Raw genomic sequence first — 20,306 nt, 5'->3', positions numbered from 1 at the left:
GTCCCTGCCCCTGACCGGGAGCCGGAGGACGCTGTCCCTGGCCGGGGGACTGAGGGCGCTGTCCCTGGACGGGCCCCTGAGGACGCTGACCCTGGCCGGGGGCTTGAGGACGCTGCCCCTGACCGGGAGCCTGGGGCGGGTACGGCGGCCGGCCGGGGCGCGGCGGTTGCTGACCTGCGGGACCACCGGGCTGTCCGCCCGGTCGGCCCGGCTGACCCTGTGCTCCCGGCTGACCCTGCGGGCGCGGTTGCGGCGGCAACGGACGACCCTGCACCGGGCCCTGGGCAGGGCGCTGCTGTCCCGGAGCGGGCTGTCCCGGACCGGGCTGTCCCTGACCGGCACCGGCAGGAGGACCGGGACGTTGCTGTCCGGGCTGCGGTCCGGCGGGACCGCTGCGCTGGGGCGGGACGGCCTTGTTGTCCTCGGGTTCGTTGTCGGGGGAACTCACGTACTCATCTCCAACTGTTCTCGCGACGCATCACGCCGCGGCCTCGACACTGCTCCACGAAGAGCCGATCGGCGATGCCGGCGGACGGCAGCCGATCGACGATGTGCGCAGCGGACGACGCGACGATCAGGTCGTGCGGGTCGGACCCAGGAGCGAACTCCACGAGAAAGCGTACGGGCACGTTGCCGGTACCCCTTCACTCGCTGGCGGTACGACGGCTCGATCCCGTCGACCGGCGACGCGGGCTCTTGGGGGCGGGTTGCGATCCCAGGACGTACGACTGCACCAGGTGATTCCAGCTGCAGGTACGGCACACCTCGACCACGTGAACCGAGAATTCCTCCTGGCTGGCGGCCAGACGCACCAACTCTTCGGGAGTGCGCGCCGATCCGGACACCGGACCGAGTTTGTCGCCGAAGACCCACGAGACGAGGGTCAACTGCTCCTTACGGCAGATGGGGCACATCACATCGCTGCCCCGTCCGTGAAATTTCGCCGCCCGCAGCAGATAGGGGCTCGCGTCGCAGACCTCGCTGACTCCGCGTCGCCCCGAGTAGACCTCGGCGAGCAGCGAGCGCCGCTGCAACGCGTAGTCCACCACCTGCCGCTGAATTCGCACGGCTTCCAGAGTACGTGCGGGCGATGCAGCGATGGGCGAGGAGTGGCCCACCGGACATCGAAGACGGGTGGTCGAGGCGGCACCGACGCATTTCCGATCGGGTCCGGAGAAGGGTGCCCGCCCGCAACCGGACGTGACACGAACCGTGTGGGGCGTATCGTCGTATATATCGGCGCGATATAGTTCCGTGTCGTATCAATCGGTTGGTTCGAACGGAAACAGGAGGTGACCCGTGCTGGAACTGGCGATACTCGGGCTCCTCCTCGAATCGCCCATGCACGGCTACGAGCTGCGCAAGCGTCTGACCGGGCTCCTCGGAGCCTTCCGCGCCTTCTCCTACGGGTCGCTCTATCCGACTCTGCGGAGAATGCAGGCGGACGGCCTCATCGAGGAGGATCCGGGAACTCCCGGTCCCGTGAAACGACGTGCCCGCCGCGTCTATCAGCTCACCCCGAAGGGTCGAGAACGCTTCACCGAGCTGGTCGCCGACACGGGACCGCAGAACTACACCGATGACGGATTCGGCGTGCACCTCGCCTTCTTCGGTCGCACTCCCGCCGAAGCGCGGATGCGAATTCTCGAAGGCAGGCGCCGCCAGGTCGAGGAGCGCAGAGAAGCGCTCCGCGATGCGATCGGACGGGCCAGCGGCACACTCGATCGTTACACCCGTCAGCTCCATCAGCTCGGCCTCGAGTCCAGCGAGCGCGAAGTGCGCTGGCTCAACGAACTCATCGCCGCCGAGCAGTCGTCAGCAGCACGCAACAAAGAAGGAGAACCCGACCATGGGTGAGAACAGCACCGCGGTGCGCGTGGCCATTGTGGGCGTGGGGAACTGTGCCTCTTCCCTGGTCCAGGGCGTCGAGTACTACAAGGATGCGGACGCCGAGACCACCGTCCCCGGCCTGATGCACGTCGAATTCGGTCCCTACCACGTGCGCGACGTCCAGTTCGTCGCCGCGTTCGACGTGGATGCCAAGAAGGTCGGCTTCGACCTGTCCGAGGCGATCCTCGCGAGCGAGAACAACACCATCAAGATCGCCGACGTGCCGCCGCTCGGTGTGCCCGTCCAGCGCGGTCACACGCTCGACGGCATCGGCAAGTACTACTCCGAGACCATCGAGCTGTCCGACGCCGAGCCCGTCGACGTCGTTCAGGCACTGAAGGACGCCGAGGTCGACGTTCTCGTCTCCTACCTCCCCGTGGGTTCCGAAGAGGCCGACAAGTTCTACGCGCAGTGCGCCATCGATGCGGGCGTCGCCTTCGTCAACGCTCTCCCCGTGTTCATCGCCTCCGACCCCGAGTGGGCGCAGAAGTTCACCGACGCCGGTGTCCCGATCGTCGGCGACGACATCAAGTCGCAGGTCGGCGCCACCATCACCCACCGCGTGATGGCGAAGCTGTTCGAGGACCGCGGTGTCGTGCTCGACCGCACGTACCAGCTCAACGTCGGCGGCAACATGGACTTCAAGAACATGCTCGAGCGCGAGCGTCTGGAGTCGAAGAAGGTCTCCAAGACCCAGGCCGTCACGTCGAACCTCAACGGCCCCCTCGCCGGCAAGGTCCACGACCGCGACGTGCACATCGGCCCCTCCGACTACGTGCAGTGGCTCGACGACCGCAAGTGGGCATACGTCCGCCTCGAGGGTCGCGCCTTCGGTGACGCCCCGCTGAACCTCGAGTACAAGCTCGAGGTCTGGGACTCCCCGAACTCGGCCGGCATCATCATCGACGCCATCCGCGCGGCGAAGATCGCCAAGGACCGCGGCATCGGCGGCCCGATCCTCCCGGCTTCGGCATACCTGATGAAGTCCCCGCCGGTCCAGATGGCCGACGATTCCGCTCGTGCCCAGCTCGAGGCGTTCATCATCGGAGCCGACGCGTAAGTCGTTCTCCGGCAGTATTTCCGGCGAAGGNGGGATGCGGCCTTCGTCGTTGCCGCTGTGGGTTCCGGACCCGCCTACGCCATCTTCCGGATCACCGACAGCGGCAGCACCTTCATCGCGTAGCCGAGCGGAATCCACGGCCAGCCCGGCACGTACGCCTTGGCCGGTTCCTTCTCGATCGCAGCCACCAGTGCGCGACAACCTGTTTCGGTGTCGACGATGAACGGGACCTTCTTCACCTTCTCGTTGATCTCCGACCGGATGTATCCCGGGAAGATCGTGCTCACCGAGATGTCGGTGTCGGCGAGGTCGGCCCGCATCCCCTCACCGAGCGAGGCGACGGCGGCCTTCGACGCGGCGTAGGTCGTCAGGTTGCGCGGCATGCCCCGCACCGCGCTCATGGACGAGATGAGGACGACGTGCCCGTGCCCACGGGGCCGCATGAGCTCGAGGGCCGCTTCGCTCTGCGCCAGTGCACCGAGGAAGTTGGTGTTCGCCGTCTGGGCGTTCGCGCGGAAGTAGCCGGTACCGAGCGGTTGTCCCTTGCCGAGGCCGGCGTTGACGATCACCCGGTCGAGACCACCGAGCTCCTCGTCGAACTCGCGGAAGACGGTGAACACGTCGTCGTGCTTGTTCACATCGAGAGCGCGCACGCTCACGGTGATGCCCGGGTGCGCGGCGAGCAGTTCGTCCCGCAGCTCCTCGAGCCGTTCGACGCGCCGAGCGGCGAGCGCGAGATTCCTTCCTCGCGCGGCGAATTCACGTGCCATTCCGGCACCGAGGCCGGAACTCGCACCGGTGATGAGGATGTTCCGTCGCTGCGGGCGGCTCATCGGCTCTCCTTCTCGTATCGATCGATCAATGCACTGCAACGGGATTCGAGATAGCCGACCACGATCCAGAAGTCCTTGAAGGCAGGATTGGTGGTGTGGCCGTGGTGGTAGCGGTAGTAGATCTGCTGGGCGATCACGGCGAGGCGGAACAGTCCGAACACCTCGTAGAATCCCCAACCGTCCACCGGCAGTCCGGTTCGCTCGGAATAGTATTCGACGATCTCCTGACGAGTGAGCATGCCGGGGAGATCGGACGGCTGTCGCTTCGTCAGCAGCAGCATGTCGTCGTCGTCCGCCTGGACCCAGTAGGCGAGCGACGAGCCGAGGTCCATCAGGGGGTCGCCGATGGTGGCCAGCTCCCAGTCGAGGACCGCGACCGGATTCAGCGGATCGTTCTCGTCGAGGACGATGTTGTCGAGCCGGAAGTCGCCGTGGATCACGCTCTGCGCGACGTCCTGCGGCTGCCGAGCCGCCAACCACTCGGTGACGCGGGCGAAGTCGGGGACGTTGTCGGTGCGGGCCTTGGCGTAGCGCGACGTCCAGCCCGCGACCTGCCGTGCGACGTAACCGGATCCGCGACCCAGCCCGGACAGTCCTGCGGACTCCGGATCGATGCCGTGCAGTTCGACGAGCAGGTCGACGATGCGCAGGCACAGGGTGCGGGTGTCCGCTTCGGAAAGGTCGAGTTGCGTGGGCGGATTCGTCCGCAGGATGGTTCCGGGAACGCGGTCCATGACGTAGAAGTCGCTGCCGAGCACGCTGTGATCGGTGCACAGGCCGATCATGGTGGGCACGTAGGGGTAGACCGGTGCGAGCATCGACTGGATGCGGTACTCACGTGCCATGTCGTGACCGGACGACGGCTTCGCCCCGGCCGGCGGCCGGCGCAGCACGAGATCGCGATCCGGATAGCGCAACAGGTAGGTCAGATTGGATGCGCCGCCGGAGAACTGGCGGACCTCCGGCACTCCGATGATGCCGGCGTGCTCGGCGAGCCAGGCCGCGACCGCGTCGACGTCGAAGGCGTCCTCCTCGCGAACGGTGCGGGCGTTGTCGGGAAGTGTGGTCATCGTCGAAATCTCCCTCTCACGCGTACTTGCCGAGTTCGAACCGGGCGACGAGCCCCTGGTGCACCTCGTCGGGTCCGTCGGCGAGACGCAGTGCTCGCGCCGCCGTCCACGCACCGGCAAGGGGGAAGTCGTCGGAAAGCCCGCCACCACCGTGGATCTGGATAGCGAAGTCGACGATCTGCTGGGTGACGCGCGGTGCGACGACCTTGATCTCCGAGACCGCCGAGCGCGCTCCGGCGAGTCCCTGCGTGTCGAGCAGCCAGGCCGCGTGCAGGACGAGCAGTCGCAGTTGGTTGATCGCGATGCGGGCGTCGGCGATGCGTTCGCGGTTGCCGCCGAGGTTGATGATCGGCTTGCCGAAGGCGGTGCGCTCGAGGCCGCGGCGACACGCGAGTTCGAGGGTGTGCTCGGCCAGCCCGACGAGGCGCATGCAGTGGTGGATGCGACCGGGACCGAGCCGGCCCTGGGCGATCTCGAATCCTCGTCCGGGACCGGCGATGACGGCATCGAGCGGCAGTCGCACGTCGGTGAACGACACCTCGCCGTGGCCGCTGGGCTCGTCGAAGAAGCCCATCGTCGGGAGCATGCGTTCGACCTTCACACCGGGGGTGTCGAAGGGCACGAGGACCATCGAATGTCGCTGGTACTTGTGGGCTTCCGGGTCGGTCAGGCCCATGAAGATGAGCACCTTGCAGTCGGGATGGCCGACGCCGGTGCTCCACCACTTGCGGCCGTTGAGCACGATCTCGTCGCCCTCGACCACGGCGGTCGCGGCCATGTTCGTCGCGTCCGACGACGCGACCTCGGGTTCGGTCATGCAGAAGGCCGAACGGATCTCACCGTCGAGGAGCGGGCGCAGCCACTGTTCCTTCTGCGCCTCGCTGCCGTAGTGGTAGAGGACCTCCATGTTGCCGGTGTCGGGGGCGTCGCAGTTGAACACCGCGGAGGCGAACTGCGAGCGGCCCATCTCCTCGGCGAGCGGGGCGTATTCGATATTCGACAGTCCGGCACCGAGTTCGGCGTCGGGCAGGAAGAGGTTCCACAGGCCCTCGGCGCGGGCCTTGCGCTGCAGCTCGCGGAATTCGGGGAAGACGGCCCACCTCTCGGCGGCGTCGATGTCGCGTCGTCCCTCGCCCGCGGTGCGTCGCTCGGCCCGCAGTTGCTGTTCGACGGGCGTGACCTCGGCGGCGATGAACGCTCGGAGGCGTTCGAGATAGTCGCGACTGCGCTCGGACTGTGCGAAATCCATCGGGTGCCTTCCGTCGAGTTCGACCGGGAATCTGCCCGGTCGGGCGGTCGTAACTGAGCGATGCTCAGTTAGGCTATCGGTGTGAGCACCCCGCGACAAGAGGCGTCCAAAGGACGGCGTCGTCTGCCACCCGAGGAACGTCGACGGCAACTCGTGGCGATCGGGCTGCAGGAGCTGTCGACGCGCCCGATCCACGCCCTGTCGATCGACCGCGTCGCCGAGATCGCCGGCATCTCCCGCGGTCTGCTGTTCCGCTACTTCCCCACGAAGCAGGACTTCTACGTCGCCGTCGTCGGCGCCGCGTCACGCCGGTTGCTCCGCGCGGCGGATCCCGATCCGGACGAGCAGGATCCCCTCCGGGCGGTGCTGCACCCGTTCGTGTCGTTCATCGACCGCCACGGCGACAACTACCAGGCGTTCTTCCACAGCGGCGTCGGCTCCGACCCCCAGATCCGCGACATCCACGACTCGATGCGCGACACCATGGTCGAGCGGGTCGTCGCGGCGCTGGGCTGCGATGACACCCCCGTCACCCGCATGCGGCTGCGGGCGTGGTGGGCGTTCGTGGAGTCGCTGGCCATCGACCGGTTCCGCGAAGGCACACCGACCGTCGACGAGGTCGTCGACTGTTCGGCCGCGCTGCTGCCGACGGTGCTGGCCGGGCCGTAGACCCGAACCGCCTCGACAACGAAGGGGGAGGTTGTGTGCGTCCCCGGGCGGGAACACGCACACGACCTCCCCCTCGATGGGTGGAGTACGGATCTACAAGCCGGGGATCTGGATCGTCACGCCGGGGAACACCTCGATCTGCGAAGGCACCGGGACGGGCAGATCGACCGGCGGCGCGGGAATCGTGATCGGCGGCAGGTTCGACAGGTCGGGCAGCTGGAAGGTCGGCGCCGGGGGAGCGGTGGTGGTGGTCTCGATGCCGGCGTCCTTCGGGACACCCGCCTGACCACCGATCGGCGCCGGCCACGGGAAGCTCTCGACGGGCGTGCCTTCGAGGGCGCCGTCCATCGTTCCCTTCCAGATGTCCGACGGCAGTCCGGAACCATAGATCGACCCACCCCAGCTGTTGGTGATCGCCCCGGCATCGGGGGTGCCCATCCACACGGCCGTCGACAGCGACGGCGTGTACCCGACCATCCAGGCGTCCTTGTTCAACCCGGTGTCGCCGAGCTGCGTGGTGCCGGTCTTCGACGCCGACGGCCGGCCACCGGCGAGCGCGTGCCCGCGCGAGTAGGCGGCGATCGGCATCATGGCCTGGGTTGCGTTGTCGGCGACCGCGGCGTCGAAGCGCTGCTCGCCGGGTGACGGCGGACGATCGAGGAGTACGACACCGTCGGCCGTGACGACCTTCTGCACGAAGTACGGCTCGTGGAAGACACCGGACGCGGCGATCGTCGCGTAGGCGGAGGCCATGTCGATGACCCGTGCCTGGTACTGGCCGAGGACGATGCCGCCCTCCGGCGGACCGCCGTTCTCGCTCAGCGTCTGCCCCTCGACCCCGGGGATCGTCAGCGGGATCCCCGCCGCATGCGCGGCGTCGGCGATCTTCTGCGGGCCGTTCGACATGGACATCATGAGCCGGTAGAAGCTCGTGTTCAGCGACCGCTTGAGCGCCTCGGCGATCGTGCAACGTCCGCACGACTCACCCTCGACGTTGCCGATGCGGATATTGCCCACCGTGAGCGGGGAGCTGTCGAAACGCGCGTTGAGGCCGATCCCGTCGTCGAGCGCGGCGAGCAGGCCGAACACCTTGAACGCCGAACCCGTCTGGACGGGGGCCTGTGCGAAGTCGAAACCGGCGCCGTCCTCACCGCCGTAGTAGGCGCGCACGGCACCGGAGCGGGGATCGACCGAGACCACGGCGGTGCGCAGTTCCCCGGGTTCGCCGGACAGCGTGGACCGGGCGGCGTCGATCGCCGCCTGCTGGGCCTTCAGGTCGATGGTGGTAGTGATGCGCAGACCTTCGGTGTTGAGGGCCTGTTCGCTGATCCCCGCCGCGGACAGCTCGCGCAGCACCTGGGTACGGATGTGACCTTCCGGTCCGGTCGCCTCGGTGGCCAGCACGAGGGTGTCCGACGGCACCGTCGAGGGGAACACCTGGTCCGACCGCTCGGCCGGGTCGAGGACCTTCATCTCGACCATGCCGTCGAGCACGTAGTTCCAGCGCTCCTCGATGGCCGGCAGGTTGTACTCGGGGTCGAGCGACGACGGTGTCTGGATCACCCCGGCCAGGACGGCGCCCTCGGAGACCGACAGTTCCTCGACGGGCTTGCCGAAGTACGCCTGGGACGCCGCGCCGATACCGTAGGCGCCGCGACCGAAGTAGATGGTGTTGAGGTACGCCTCGAGGATCTCGTCCTTCGACCACTGCCGCGCCATCTTGGTGGAGATGACGAGTTCGCGCATCTTGCGTTCGAGCGTGCGATCGGAGCCGACGAGCACGTTCTTGACGTACTGCTGCGTGATCGTGGAACCGCCGCCGGCGGTGTCCTTGCCCATGACGTTGTCGCGGGCTGCGCGTGCGAAACCGGTGATCGAGAAGCCCGGGTTGCTGTAGAAGTTGCGGTCCTCCGCCGACAGCACGGCGTTGCGGACGTGCTCGGGGATCTGCGCGATCCCGACCTCGACACGGTTGCCCTCCGGCGGGACCACCCGGGTGATCTCGGTGGCGTCGTCGGATGCGTAGACCCGCGCGAGCTGGTTCGTCTTCATGTCTGCCGGGGTCGGCACCTCCGCCGAGTAGTAGGCGGTGGCGAAGATCCCGAGCGGGACGAGCACGGCGAGAACGAACGCGACGAGTACGGCGTAGCGAACGATGCGTCCCCTGCGCTTCTTCGCTGCGGCCGCGGCGGCGCGCGAGGATGTCGACCTTTTGGGGCTCGTCACTCGTTCCACTTTCTCGGTACCGGAAATCCGGACGGGAGGGTCTCCCGCCCACCGTATGGTACGGAAACGACCACGGGACGCCTCCGGAACACCGGTACGGTGCTCCTTCTCACGTCACGGCGGGGCCATCGTCACGACAGGGTCAGCCCGATCGGCGCCACGCGCGGAACGCGAACCCCCACATCACGACGAATGCGAGCAGCACGAGGGACGGCACGATGCCGGGTTGCGGCGACGTCAGCTCGGCGACCGCGGAGATCACAGCCATCACCGTGAACACCGTGAGCAGGCCGAGCAGCATCTCGAGTCGGTTCCGGCGCGGAACCTTCCTCACGACTTGACGCCACCCGCGGTCAGACCCGAGATGATGCGTCGCTGGAAGAGCAGCACCATCACCACGAGCGGCACCATGACGAGCGTGCCGCCGGCCATGATCGACGCGTACGGGGTGACGTACGGGTCGGTGCCGGTGAACCGTGCCATCGCCACCGTCACCGGGGCCGTGCTCTCGCTCGACAGCTGCGACATCAGCAGGTACTCGTTGACGGTCGCGATGAAGGCGAGGATCGCCGTGGTGAACAGCGCGGGTGCCGCGAGCGGCAGCATGACCAGGCGGAACGCCTGCCCGCGGGTCGCGCCGTCCATGCGGGCGGCCTCCTCGAGTTCCCACGGCAGTTCGGAGAAGAACGAGGTGAGCGTGTAGACGGTCAGCGGCAGCACGAACGAGATGTTCGGGATGATCAACGCCTGGTACTTGCCGATCCAGCCGATGTCGGTGAACAGCTGGAACAGCGGCGTCACGAGCGCGACGACCGGAAACATCGACGCGCCGAGGATGATGCCGGTGACGAAGTACTTACCGCGGAACTCGAACCGCGACAGGGCGTAGGCGGTGAACACGCCGAGCAGCAGCGCGACCGCCGTGGTGGCGCCGGCGATGATGACGCTGTTGAGCAGCGCCCGCGAGAAGTTGACCTTGGCGTCGGGGTCGAGCGCGTCGGCGAAGTTCTGCAGTGTCGGGTTCGACGGCCACAGGGTCGTGCTGAACGTCTCCGACGGGTCGCGCAGGGCCGTGACGATCATCCAGTAGCAGGGGGCCAGGCCCCACACGACGATCAGCGCGACACCCAGATAGGTGCCGACCGTGCTCATCCTGCGCTTGAACGGCACCTTGCGGGTCTGCACCGGCGTGGGCTCCGGCTCCGGCCGGCTCCGAGGAATCTCGGTGGTGACGGTCATACGACCTCCCCCTTACGCTGCTTCTCCTGCGTACTCACCGCGTTGGCGCCGAGGAACCGCACCAGCACGAAGGCGACGGCGAAGATGAGCAGGAAGGTGATCGTCGACAGGGCGGACGCGGAGTTCGAACCCTGACGCATCTGGTCGACGACGAGCACCGAGATCGTGGACGTCGCCGGATTGGACCCCATCATGATCGCGGGCAGGTCGTACATGCGCAGCGCGTCCATGGTGCGGAACAGGATCGCCACCATGAGGGCGGGCTTGACCAGCGGCAGCGTGATCATCTTGAACCGCTGCCAGGCGTTCGCGCCGTCGACCTTCGCGGCCTCGTAGACGTCCTGCGGGATCATCTGCAGGCCGGCGAGGATGAGCAGCGCCATGAACGGTGCCGTCTTCCACACGTCGGCGACGATGATCGCGAAGCGCGCGGGCCACGGATCGGCGGTCCACAGGTAGTCGGTGCCGAGCAGTTTGTTGGCGGCACCGTCGTTGGCGAAGATGAAGAACCACAGCTTGGCGGTGACGGCGGTGGGGATCGCCCACGGCACCAGCACCGAGGCGCGCAGCAGGCCGCGACCCCGGAACGACTTGGCCATCACGATCGCCATCGCGAAACCGATCACCGTCTCGAGCGAGACCGTGACGACGGTGAAGAAGAAGGTGTTGAAGATCGACTGCCAGAACTGGGAGCCGAGGGTGCCCGGAGGGCACGGGATCGAACCGGTGGCGGTGTTGCAGGTCTGGGTGATCCAACGCGTGTAGTTCTCGATCCCCACGAAACCGCCGGTGACGAATCGGCCCGTCTCGGGGTCGAGTCGCTTCGAGTCACCGTGCAGCGACATCCACACCGCTCGTCCGAGCGGGTACAGGATGATCACGGCCAGGACGAGCATCGACGGGGCGACGAACATCCACACCGGGATCTTGCGCCGCTTCTTCACCGCCGTGACGGGAGGTGCGGGCACGCGGTGACGTCCGCCGACACGTCCGCGGGGGCGTGTGGCGGATCCGCGGGATTGTCGACCTGCGGGTCAGCCATGTACTGCTCCTAGAGCATCAGTTGCCGGCGGTCTCGATGCCGGCCTGGGTGTCGTCCAGCGCCTGCTGGACGGTCTTCTCGCCACGGATCGCAGCGTAGGCGTTGTCGGCGATCGCCTTCGACACGGCCGAGTAGTACGGCGACGCCGGACGCGGCTTGGCGGCCTCGAGGGCCTCCTTCAGCGTCGAGAAGTAGGGGTACTGCTCGAGGATCGAGGCGTCGTCGTAGACCTCGGCGAGAACCGGGGCGCCGCCCGCTTCCGCGTAGTACATCTGCGCCTGGCGGGTCTGCATGAACTCGAGGAAGTCGCGCGCGGTGGCGGGAGCATCCGAGAACGCGCTGATGCCGACGTTGTAACCGCCGAGCGTCGAGACGCCGGGGCCGTCGACGCCGGGCAGGACGGCGATGCCGTAGTTGCCGGCGACCGATGAGGTCTCACCGTCGGTGTAGAAGCCGGGCCACGTGCGCAGGAACAGTGCCTCGCCGTTGCCGAAGGCGGTCTGCGACTCGCCCTCGGTGTAGGTCTGCGCGGCGGCCGGGATGATGCCGTCCTCGAAGTTGTCGACGATGAACTGCAGGCCCTCGGCCGTCTTGTCGTCGACGGCCGGGGTCAGGCCGTCCTCGGCGACGAAGGAGCCACCGAAGGCGTTGACGATCTCGGTGACGTTGACCGTCAGGCCCTCGTAGTTCTTGAACTGACCGATGTAGCAGGCGATACCCGCCTCCTCGGCCTTCGGGCACTCGGCCTTCAGGTCGTCCCAGGTCGCGGGGGCCTCGTCGACGAGGTCGGTGCGGTAGTAGAGGAACGCGCCGTTGGTGTTCTTCGGGGCGGCGTACAGGGTGCCGTTGTAGGTGCCCGACTCGACGGTCGCGGGCAGCAGGCCCTCGGTGTCGATCGCCAGGTCGTCCTCGAGGGGGAGCAGCCAGCCGTTCGCGGCGAACTCCGCCGTGTTGGTGACGTCCACGGCGATGAGGTCGTACTCGTCGCTGCGGGCCTGCATCCGCTGGGCGATGTCGTCGTACTGGTCGTTGGCCTCCTTGGCCAGCGGCTTGAACGTCACCTGCTCGTCGGGATGCTCGGCGTTCCAGTCGGCGATGATGCTCTCGAGCGCCGCGTTCAGGGGATCCTGCCCCTCGACGATCGTGATCGGGCCGCGGCCCTCACCGGAAGCAGCGGTACCCTCGCCGCCGGTCGAGGTGTCGTCGCCACCGTTGTCCGACGAGCAGCCCGCGAGAACGAGCGCGGTCGCGGCCGTAGCGGCGATCGCAGCCCTCCGCATCGCCTTCGTATTCAGAACCATCAACAACTCCCCATTTCGAGGTCGAAAAACACACGTCGGTGACCCAGGTGCACCGACACCGGCCACTACTGTGGCACGCAGCACCGGTAAAAGTCGGCATTCCGCCCATCCTGAATCGGTCGAGTGTCGACTCCCCAGACCGATCCCGGAGCGGTGATCAGCCGATCCGCTTCCCGTCGGACGTTCCGAAGACGTGCACGTGCTCGGGGTCGAAGCGCAGGTACAGCCGGTCGCCCTTCTGCGGAGGGTTGCGCCAGTCGCTGCGGGCGACGATCTGCTGGACGATCCCGCCGACGTCGGCCCGGCCGTAGACGTAGGCCTCCGAGCCGAGCTCCTCGACCACGTCGACGTCCATGGCCAGACCCTCGTTCGAGATCTCGAGGTGTTCGGGCCGGATCCCGAGCACGACCTCCTTCTCGGTGACCTGGCCGACCACGTCGCGCGGCACCGGTACGTGGGTGTCGCCGATCATCGCGCCGCGGTCGAAGACCGGGAGGCGGAACAGGTTCATCGCGGGCGAGCCCATGAAACCGGCGACGAAGACGTTCGCGGGCTTGTTGTAGAGCACGCGCGGCGACGCGCACTGCTGCAGGATGCCCTTCTCGAGCACAGCGACGCGGTCGCCCATCGTCATGGCCTCGACCTGGTCGTGGGTGACGTAGACGGTGGTGGTGCCGAGGCGGCGCTGCAGCTGCGCGATCTGCGTGCGGGTCTGCACGCGGAGTTTGGCGTCGAGGTTCGACAGCGGCTCGTCCATGAGGAAGACCTGCGGCTGGCGGACGATGGCGCGCCCCATCGCGACGCGCTGACGCTGACCGCCGGACAGCGCCTTGGGCTTGCGGTCGAGGAACTGCTCGAGGTCGAGCATCTTCGCGACCTCGACGACCCGTTCGCGGATCTCGTTCTTGGGTGTCTTGGCCAGCTTCAGCGCGAAGCCCATGTTCTCCGCGACCGACATGTGCGGGTAGAGGGCGTAGTTCTGGAACACCATCGCGATGTCGCGTTCCTTCGGATCCTGCCCGGTGACGTCCTGGTCGCCGATGAGGATGCGTCCGCTGTGCACCTCCTCGAGACCGGCGAGCATGCGCAGCGAGGTCGACTTGCCGCAGCCCGACGGTCCGACCAGGACGAGGAACTCGCCGTCCTCGATCTCGAGGTCGAGCGCGTCGACCGCGGGCGTACTCGAGCCGGGGAACAGGCACGTGGCCTTGTCGAAGGTCACCGACGCCATCTCGAAGATCCTTTCCGAAGCGGTACACGCTCGTGCGGAAGGGGAATCTACCGTGCGCCGCTCGATCGGCTCTCGACCGGCGTGACGTCGTCGTCGTTCCACACCTGGATTCCGCGGACGCCCGGGACGTCACCGGCGCGGAAGACGGGGTCGCGACCCTGCTTGCGTTGCGCGCTGTAGTGATGGAACAACGCGTAGGCGATACCCGACAGCGGGATCAGGGCGATGAGGTTGACGGTGGCCATGATCCCCATGGCGAGGTCGGCCAGCGCCCACACCAGCGGCAGCGAGCCGATGGCCCCGAGGAAGACGCACAGCACGACCGCCGAGCGCAGGTAGGGCAGAATGCGGCGCGATCCGGTGAGGAACTCCATGTTGGATTCGCTGTAGTAGTAGTTGCCGATCACCGAGGTGAACGCGAGGAAGAAGATCAGCACGGCGAGGAAGTGCACCGTCCAGTCACCGAGTTGCAGCGCAAGCGCGTTCTGCGTCAGAGCGGCGCCCTCGAGACCGCTGCCGAATTCGGGTTCCGACAGCAGGATGATGAAAGCCGTGATCGAGCAGACCAGCAGGGTGTCGAAGTAGACGCCGAGGCTCTGGACCAGGCCCTGCTTGACCGGGTGGGAAACCGCGGCGGCGGCGCCGGCGTTGGGCGCCGAGCCCATGCCGGCCTCGTTCGAGAAGAGACCTCGGCGGATGCCGTTCATGAAGGCAGCGCCGAAACCACCACCGATGACCTCCTCGAGACCGAAGGCGTTCTCGACGATGAGGCGGAACATGGTCGGAACCTCGCCGATGTTGAGGACCACGACGATGATGCCGATGACCAGGTAGACGAACGCCAGGACCGGCACGACGATCTGGGAGACGCCGGAGATGCGGCGGATTCCGCCGAAGATCACCACGCCGACGATGAGGGCGACGGCCAGCCCCACGATCACCTGGAGTGCCATGGTCTTCTCGCCGACGGAACTCGAGACGGCGTCGACGATCGAGTTGGTCTGCACCGCGTTGAACACGAATCCGTAGGTGATCGTGATGATGACCGCGAAGATCATGCCCATCCAGCGTTTCCGCAGCCCGTACTGCATGTAGTAGGCCGGGCCACCGCGGAAGCTGCCGTCCTCGTCGCGCACCTTGTACAGCTGGGCGAGCGTGGACTCGAGGAAGGCGGTCGCCGCACCGACCAGGGCCATCGCCCACATCCAGAACACCGCGCCGGGACCACCGAGGCTGATCGCGATCGCGACACCGGCAACGTTGCCCGTTCCCACGCGGGAGGCCGCCGAGACGGAGAAGGCCCGGAAGGCGGACAGGCCCGGTTCTCCGTTGGGTTGTCTCTCGGGTTTCTCCACGATGGAACGCAGCATGTCGGGCAGGAGCCGGATCTGGATGAACCGGGAGCGGATCGTGTAGTACAGGCCCGAACCGATGAGCAGTGCGATCACCGCATACCAGAACGTGTCGTTGATATCGGTGACGAAATCGACCGCAGTGTCCATCTGCACGATCTTGGTGGGTCGCGGGCGGTTTCGCAGGAATTTCGTGCGTGTTCCCGGTCTCGTGGGCGGAGTCGGTGCCAGGCTCTACGCTCGCTGGGTGAGTTCGGACAAGATGTTGAGTCGTATCGGCGGGTTGCTCCGCCAGGCGGAGTCCACCGACAACCCTCACGAGGCCGACGCCTTCCTCGCCGCGGCGCAGCGACTCGCGACGTCCTCCTCGATCGATCTGGCGGTCGCGCGCAGTCACACGGCGGCGAAGGAACGCCGCGCGACTCCCGTGCAGCGACTGATCACCATCGGCGAGACGGGCAAGAAGGGACTGCGCACCTACGCCCAGTTGTTCATCGCGATCGCCGGGGCCAACGACGTGCAGTGCGACATCACCGCGAACTCCACCGTCATCTACGCCTACGGCTTCGCCGACGACATCGACGTGTGCGAGGCGCTGTACTCCTCTCTGCTCGTGCAGATGGTGCGGGCGTCCGACGCATATCTGCGCGAGGGCACCTACCGGAACGAGACCACGGTGCGCACCGTCGTCGAGGAACGCGGCGGTCGCCGTGTGCGCACACGCGTGCGCAAGCCCGTTGCCGCGGTGACGGCCCGGCTGAACTTCCAGTCGGCGTTCGCCGCCCGGATCGGCGCCCGGCTGGCCGAGGCGAAGCAGGAGATCGAACGCGAGGTGGAAACATCCGCGCCCGGTACGGCGTTGGTGTTGCGTGGGAAGAGTCTGGAACTCCAGGACTTCTACCGCAGTACGTCGCAGGCACGGGGCAGTTGGCGGGGAAGCCGGGCCCCGTCGGCGCGCTCGGCCGATGCCCGGCGCGCGGGCGACCGCGCCGGACGCGCGGCCCGACTGGGAACGGCACCCGAACTGCCGTCGGCTCCGAGGAGGCTGGAACGGTGACCAAGGTGCGCGACACCCGCAGAACCGCTGTGTACGAAGCGGAGTCGATCGTACGGAAGATGCTCGACCGCGCCGACGAGCGCGGTCTGCGGACCGTCGAGGTCGCCGGTTCCCACGTCACGCTCCCGGTGGAGAGACGGTTCGCCTCCATCGCCTCGGTCCAGGACTATATCGACGCCGTGCTTGCCCTCGACTGGGTACGCGCCCGGTGGGAGCGCGCCGCCGTGCCGGTGTGCGTGCGGGCCCGTGCGGGCAACGCGGCCGCACATTACGAACGCGACTGCGCGACCATCGCCCTTCCCGAGCACCGGGCGAACACCGCGTGGGCGTTCCGCGAGATGGTGGTGCTGCACGAACTCGCGCACCATCTCGATCCGCAGGATCCCGACGACGCCACCGAGGGGGCCCACGGGCCGGCCTTCGTCGAACGTTTCCTCGCACTCGTCGGCGAAATCATCGGCCCGGAAGCAGCATTCGCGTTGCAGGCGACAGGGATCGCCGCCCCGGTGCATCCGCGTCGATAGCCTCCGGTTTCCGAAATCCTTACCGGCTCGAGAACCTTTCTTTTGCATGCCCGCGGACGGCCGGGCGAGATCTGTAGCAAGCCTCGTATCCTGCTGCATAACATACTGATTGGTACTTTCCGAGCCCGTCGTTCACTCCGGGATCCGCATGCCGACGAAGCATGCGAATCAAGGTCTCGAGTGACGTACTGTGGTTTGCATCACACAAAGACGCGCGTCGGCTGCGTACCGTACCGAGACCTCCCCGGCCCCTTCCGAGCACGCCACACGACGCGCGGCATACGAAGGAGAACGGTGATGAAACCCGGAGCACGAGTCGCCCTCGGTGTGGGCATCGGATATTTCCTCGGCCGTACCAAGAAGATGCGGGTGGCCATGATGCTCGCCGGTGCCGGAATGACCGGCAAACTGCCCAGCAATCCGCAGGAACTCCTGCAGCGCAGCGCCTCGATGCTCGGCTCGTCTCCCGAGATCAACAAGATCACCGAATCCGTTCGCGGAGAGCTCATGCATGCGGCTCGTGCCGCTGCCGTGACCGCGGCCAGCAACCGGATCGACTCCCTCAACGAACGTCTGCAGTCCCGTGCGAGCGGTGGCGGGCGATCGGAGGAACCCGAGGACGCCGAATACGAGGACGAATACGACGAATCGCGCGACGAGGACGAAGGTCGCGGCAGCAAGCGTCGCGGCAGCCGGAGTCGCGACGAGGAGCCGGATTACGACGAGACGGACGAAGAGGGTTCCGACGAGGAGGATTCGGGCGACGAAGAGGAGCCGGAACCCGAGCGTCCCGCACCGCGGCGCCGTGCAGCTCGGGCCACATCCCGTCCGCGGACTTCCCGCAGCAAGAAGACGGCCGACAGCGAAGACTCGGACGACTCGGAGGAGGCACCTCCGAAGCCGCGCAAGCGCGCAGCGCGTAGCACTGCGTCGTCCTCCTCCTCCGGTCGTGCGCCCGTACGTCGAACGAAGCGGTGAGAGCGATGGCCAGGTTGAGCGATGTATCGGGCGGAGTCGCCGACGCGGTGGGCAAGGCCGGAAAGACCGCGACCGATACCGCCGGTAAGGCGGGCCGCACCGCCTCGGACACGGCGGGGAAGGCCACGGGCGGATTGACCGGCGGTCTGCAGCAGTCGTTGCAGGGCCTCGCAGGAACCGTCGCGCAGAATGCGTTGTCGAGCCTGTCGGACAGGGTCACCGGCACGGCGGGACGATTACAGGATTACTCCGAGGGCAAGGGCGGAAATCTGGCCAGTGCGCTGACCGGCGTCGACAAGCTCGCTCAGGGCGAGTCGCCGCTGAAGGCGGCGGCGAGCTCGGGGTTCGAGAACCTGAAGAACACCGCGAAGGACAAGTTCGAGGACGTCAAGGAGGCCGTCACCGGCGGGGGCAAGGGGGGCGGCGGCGGCAACAAGAAGATCAAGCTCACCAACATCGTCGAGAGCATCGACGTGGGGGTGCCGGTCGATCTGGCCTACGACCTGTGGACGCAATTCGCCGACTGGCCGAAGTTCATGAAGAAGGTCGAACAGGTCGAGCAGGTCCAGGACGAGAAACTCCATTGGACGGGCAAGGTTTTCTGGTCGCGTCGGAACTGGGAGTCCACGATCCTCGAACAGGTGCCGTTCGAACGGATCGTGTGGCGTTCCAAGGGGGGAAAGGGTTACATCGACGGCGCGGTGACCTTCCATGAACTCACATCGGATCTCACCCGGATACTCCTGGTACTCGAGTACCACCCCCGGGGCCTGTTCGAACGCACAGCGAATCTGTGGCGGGCGGTCGGTCGCCGGTCACGCCTGGAACTCAAGCATTTCCGGCGCCACGTCATGACCGAAGCCGTGCTGCATCCCGACGACGTCGTCGGCTGGCACGGCGAGATCCGCGACAGCGAGGTCGTCAAGGACGACGAGACCGCGCGCCGGGAGGAAGAGGAGCGGGAGCAGGAGGACACCGGCGAGAACGGCGAGGAGGGGGAGACCGACACCTCCGGTGACGAGGACGAGATCCGTGACGAAGACGAGGATTTCGAGGAGAGTGAGCCGTCCGAGGACGAATACGAGGACGAGGATCTGCGGGACGAGGACGAAGGCGACGAAGAGTCGGCCGAGGACACAGGCGACGAGGAGTCACCCGAGGACACAGGCGACGAGGAGTCGGCCGAGGATGAGGAGGATCTCGAGGACGAGTATCCCGATGAGGAGGACGAGTCCTCCGACGAAGAACCCGACGACGAAGAGGAAGAGCCCGAACCGCCTCGGAAACGTGCGCCCGCCAAGCGGACCCGGGCGACGAAGAGCACCGGTACGCGCTCGTCCCGCTCGAGAGGATCCCGGTCATGACCATCCAACCTGCAGGGGGCGGCGGTGGAGGCGGCGGGGGCGGTATGGCCCGTCCCAATTCGTCCGGCCTCGCCGACGTCATCGACACCATCCTCGACAAGGGTCTCGTCATCGACGCGTTCGTACGCGTCTCGCTCGTCGGTATCGAACTGCTCACCATCGACGCCCGCGTCGTCGTGGCCAGTGTCGACACCTATCTGCGTTTCGCGGAAGCGGTGAACCGGCTCGAGATCTCCGACAACGAGCCGAAGGGCCTTCCGGATCTCGTCGGCGACATCACCTCCGGCGGTTCCAAGCACAAGACGAAGGGCGCGCTCGAGGCTGCGGGGGAGAAGGTCAGCGAGTTCCTCGGGGACGTCCAGGAGCAGCGGCAGCCCGCTCGACGATCACGCAGGGGTGAGGACTGATGTCCACCGAACAGACCGAACGACCCGAGCAGGGCGACAGCGACGAAACCGCCACGACCACTGCGGTCTACGTCTACGGCATCGTCCCGTCGGATGTGGAACCGGAGGAGCATGCGGAAGGGGTGGGCAATCCGCCGGCCGAGGTGTCGGTGGTCAAGTCCGGTCGCATCGCTGCGCTGGTGAGCGAGATCCCGACCGATCGCGCTCTCGGCACACCGGACGATCTCAAGGCGCACGCCGCGTTGCTCGACGGGACCGTGGCGGTCGCCCCCGTGCTCCCGCTGAGATTCGGTGCCGTCCTCACCGACCGGGACGCGGTGGCCGCGGAGTTGCTCGAGGGGAACGAGGACGAACTCGCCTCGGCCCTCGACCAACTCGACGGTCTCGCACAGTTCGTCGTGAAGGGACGGTACGACGAGAGGGTGATCCTGCAGGAGATCCTCGAGGAGAACTCCGAGGCGGCGCAGTTGCGGGAGCAGATCCGTGGGCAGTCCGAGGACGCGACCCGCGAGGCGCGGATGGCGCTCGGGGAGATCATCAACGCGACGATCGAGGCCAAACGGAACGAGGACACGCGCCGCACGGTCGAGGCTCTGTCCTCTCTCGACCCGATGGTCAACGAGCGGCAACCCACGCACGAGCAGGATGCCGTGCACATCGCCGTCCTCGTCGAACTCGAGCGGCAGGACGAACTCGAACAGGCCCTGCAGGAACTGGGTCGGGAATGGGAGGACCGGGTCGAGATCTCGTTGCTCGGCCCGATGGCGGCCTACGACTTCGTGGCGAAATCCGATCCTGGCGAAGGAGGTTGACG

General features: G+C 67.0%; 21 protein-coding genes. 9 read left to right on the top strand and 12 right to left on the bottom strand.

All coding sequences use genetic code 11. From position 1 onward, the window contains the following. Window positions 1–452: 452 nt before the first annotated feature. Window positions 453–611, bottom strand: coding sequence for a hypothetical protein (locus ACLBYD_RS01715; protein ID WP_301848211.1), 159 nt, complete (start codon window positions 609–611; stop codon window positions 453–455). Window positions 612–644: 33 nt separating this feature from the next. Further along, a complete protein-coding gene (locus ACLBYD_RS01710; RefSeq protein ID WP_172414849.1) occupies window positions 645–1,067 on the bottom strand; it encodes a DUF5318 domain-containing protein in 423 nt (140 codons plus the stop codon). Between the two features lie 232 nt (window positions 1,068–1,299). On the opposite strand from ACLBYD_RS01710, the gene ACLBYD_RS01705 reads away from it, so the two are divergent. Both ACLBYD_RS01705 and ACLBYD_RS01700 read left to right on the top strand, forming a co-directional pair. Further along, window positions 1,300–1,857, top strand: a complete 558-nt coding sequence (locus tag ACLBYD_RS01705; RefSeq protein WP_016694961.1) for a PadR family transcriptional regulator — start codon at window positions 1,300–1,302, stop codon at window positions 1,855–1,857. Next, on the top strand, window positions 1,850–2,950 hold the full coding sequence (locus ACLBYD_RS01700; RefSeq protein ID WP_447815164.1) for an inositol-3-phosphate synthase: 1,101 nt from the start codon (window positions 1,850–1,852) through the stop codon (window positions 2,948–2,950). Before ACLBYD_RS01705 ends, ACLBYD_RS01700 begins: the two co-directional genes overlap by 8 nt. A 74-nt stretch (window positions 2,951–3,024) precedes the next feature. On the opposite strand, the gene ACLBYD_RS01695 is transcribed toward ACLBYD_RS01700, so the two are convergent. Genes ACLBYD_RS01695 through ACLBYD_RS01685 form a run of 3 tightly spaced genes read right to left on the bottom strand, consistent with a single transcriptional unit; the run spans window position 3,025 to window position 6,102 of the window. Continuing rightward, entirely contained in the window at window positions 3,025–3,783 is a 759-nt protein-coding gene (locus ACLBYD_RS01695) for an SDR family oxidoreductase (protein ID WP_447815163.1), read from the bottom strand. Beyond that, window positions 3,780–4,853 carry a phosphotransferase family protein gene (locus ACLBYD_RS01690; RefSeq protein ID WP_447815162.1) on the bottom strand — a complete coding sequence of 358 codons (1,074 nt, stop codon included), beginning with the start codon at window positions 4,851–4,853 and terminating at the stop codon, window positions 3,780–3,782. The genes ACLBYD_RS01695 and ACLBYD_RS01690 overlap by 4 nt, the downstream gene beginning before the upstream one ends. Window positions 4,854–4,869: 16 nt before the next feature. Next, entirely contained in the window at window positions 4,870–6,102 is a 1,233-nt protein-coding gene (locus ACLBYD_RS01685) for an acyl-CoA dehydrogenase family protein (RefSeq protein WP_447815161.1), read from the bottom strand. A 153-nt stretch (window positions 6,103–6,255) separates the two neighbouring features. On the opposite strand from ACLBYD_RS01685, the gene ACLBYD_RS01680 reads away from it, so the two are divergent. Beyond that, window positions 6,256–6,771, top strand: coding sequence for a TetR/AcrR family transcriptional regulator (locus ACLBYD_RS01680; protein WP_447815353.1), 516 nt, complete (start codon window positions 6,256–6,258; stop codon window positions 6,769–6,771). 93 nt (window positions 6,772–6,864) lie between these two features. On the opposite strand, the gene ACLBYD_RS01675 is transcribed toward ACLBYD_RS01680, so the two are convergent. The 7 genes from ACLBYD_RS01675 to ACLBYD_RS01645 all read right to left on the bottom strand — a co-directional run bounded on the left by ACLBYD_RS01675 (window position 6,865) and on the right by ACLBYD_RS01645 (window position 15,312). Next, window positions 6,865–8,997, bottom strand: a complete 2,133-nt coding sequence (locus tag ACLBYD_RS01675) for a transglycosylase domain-containing protein (RefSeq protein ID WP_447815160.1) — start codon at window positions 8,995–8,997, stop codon at window positions 6,865–6,867. 142 nt (window positions 8,998–9,139) lie between these two features. Beyond that, entirely contained in the window at window positions 9,140–9,331 is a 192-nt protein-coding gene (locus ACLBYD_RS01670) for a hypothetical protein (RefSeq protein ID WP_006550829.1), read from the bottom strand. After that, window positions 9,328–10,149 carry a carbohydrate ABC transporter permease gene (locus tag ACLBYD_RS01665; protein ID WP_033098494.1) on the bottom strand — a complete coding sequence of 274 codons (822 nt, stop codon included), beginning with the start codon at window positions 10,147–10,149 and terminating at the stop codon, window positions 9,328–9,330. Before ACLBYD_RS01665 ends, ACLBYD_RS01670 begins: the two co-directional genes overlap by 4 nt. 83 nt (window positions 10,150–10,232) lie before the next feature. After that, window positions 10,233–11,150: a carbohydrate ABC transporter permease gene (locus ACLBYD_RS01660; protein WP_064851656.1), complete on the bottom strand. Its 918-nt coding sequence runs from the start codon at window positions 11,148–11,150 to the stop codon at window positions 10,233–10,235. A gap of 145 nt (window positions 11,151–11,295) precedes the next feature. Beyond that, complete coding sequence (locus tag ACLBYD_RS01655; RefSeq protein ID WP_447815159.1) at window positions 11,296–12,579, bottom strand: ABC transporter substrate-binding protein; 1,284 nt, start codon at window positions 12,577–12,579, stop codon at window positions 11,296–11,298. Window positions 12,580–12,736: 157 nt separating this feature from the next. Further along, window positions 12,737–13,810 (bottom strand): ABC transporter ATP-binding protein, encoded by a 1,074-nt coding sequence (locus ACLBYD_RS01650; protein WP_060652503.1) that lies wholly within the window; start codon window positions 13,808–13,810, stop codon window positions 12,737–12,739. 47 nt (window positions 13,811–13,857) lie between these two features. After that, the gene (locus tag ACLBYD_RS01645; protein ID WP_447815158.1) at window positions 13,858–15,312 is read right to left on the bottom strand and encodes an alanine/glycine:cation symporter family protein; all 1,455 of its coding nucleotides are present in this window, start codon (window positions 15,310–15,312) and stop codon (window positions 13,858–13,860) included. 97 nt (window positions 15,313–15,409) lie between these two features. On the opposite strand from ACLBYD_RS01645, the gene ACLBYD_RS01640 reads away from it, so the two are divergent. From ACLBYD_RS01640 to ACLBYD_RS01615, 6 genes are all read left to right on the top strand, one after another. After that, complete coding sequence (locus ACLBYD_RS01640) at window positions 15,410–16,219, top strand: DUF2786 domain-containing protein (RefSeq protein WP_447815157.1); 810 nt, start codon at window positions 15,410–15,412, stop codon at window positions 16,217–16,219. Further along, window positions 16,216–16,743 (top strand): TIGR04338 family metallohydrolase, encoded by a 528-nt coding sequence (locus ACLBYD_RS01635; protein WP_447815156.1) that lies wholly within the window; start codon window positions 16,216–16,218, stop codon window positions 16,741–16,743. The genes ACLBYD_RS01640 and ACLBYD_RS01635 overlap by 4 nt, the downstream gene beginning before the upstream one ends. 297 nt (window positions 16,744–17,040) lie before the next feature. Beyond that, window positions 17,041–17,721, top strand: a complete 681-nt coding sequence (locus ACLBYD_RS01630) for a hypothetical protein (protein WP_447815155.1) — start codon at window positions 17,041–17,043, stop codon at window positions 17,719–17,721. Between the two features lie 5 nt (window positions 17,722–17,726). Continuing rightward, the gene (locus tag ACLBYD_RS01625; RefSeq protein ID WP_447815154.1) at window positions 17,727–19,085 is read left to right on the top strand and encodes an SRPBCC family protein; all 1,359 of its coding nucleotides are present in this window, start codon (window positions 17,727–17,729) and stop codon (window positions 19,083–19,085) included. Further along, a complete protein-coding gene (gene gvpJ / locus ACLBYD_RS01620; protein WP_024102484.1) occupies window positions 19,082–19,492 on the top strand; it encodes a gas vesicle protein GvpJ in 411 nt (136 codons plus the stop codon). Before ACLBYD_RS01625 ends, gvpJ begins: the two co-directional genes overlap by 4 nt. Further along, window positions 19,492–20,304 (top strand): GvpL/GvpF family gas vesicle protein, encoded by an 813-nt coding sequence (locus tag ACLBYD_RS01615; RefSeq protein WP_447815152.1) that lies wholly within the window; start codon window positions 19,492–19,494, stop codon window positions 20,302–20,304. Before gvpJ ends, ACLBYD_RS01615 begins: the two co-directional genes overlap by 1 nt. Window positions 20,305–20,306: the final 2 nt, after the last annotated feature.

Source organism: Rhodococcus sp. C26F (genome assembly GCF_053345925.1).
Note: the sequence above shows the minus strand (reverse complement) of the source record. Positions and strands in the feature narration are given on the sequence as shown.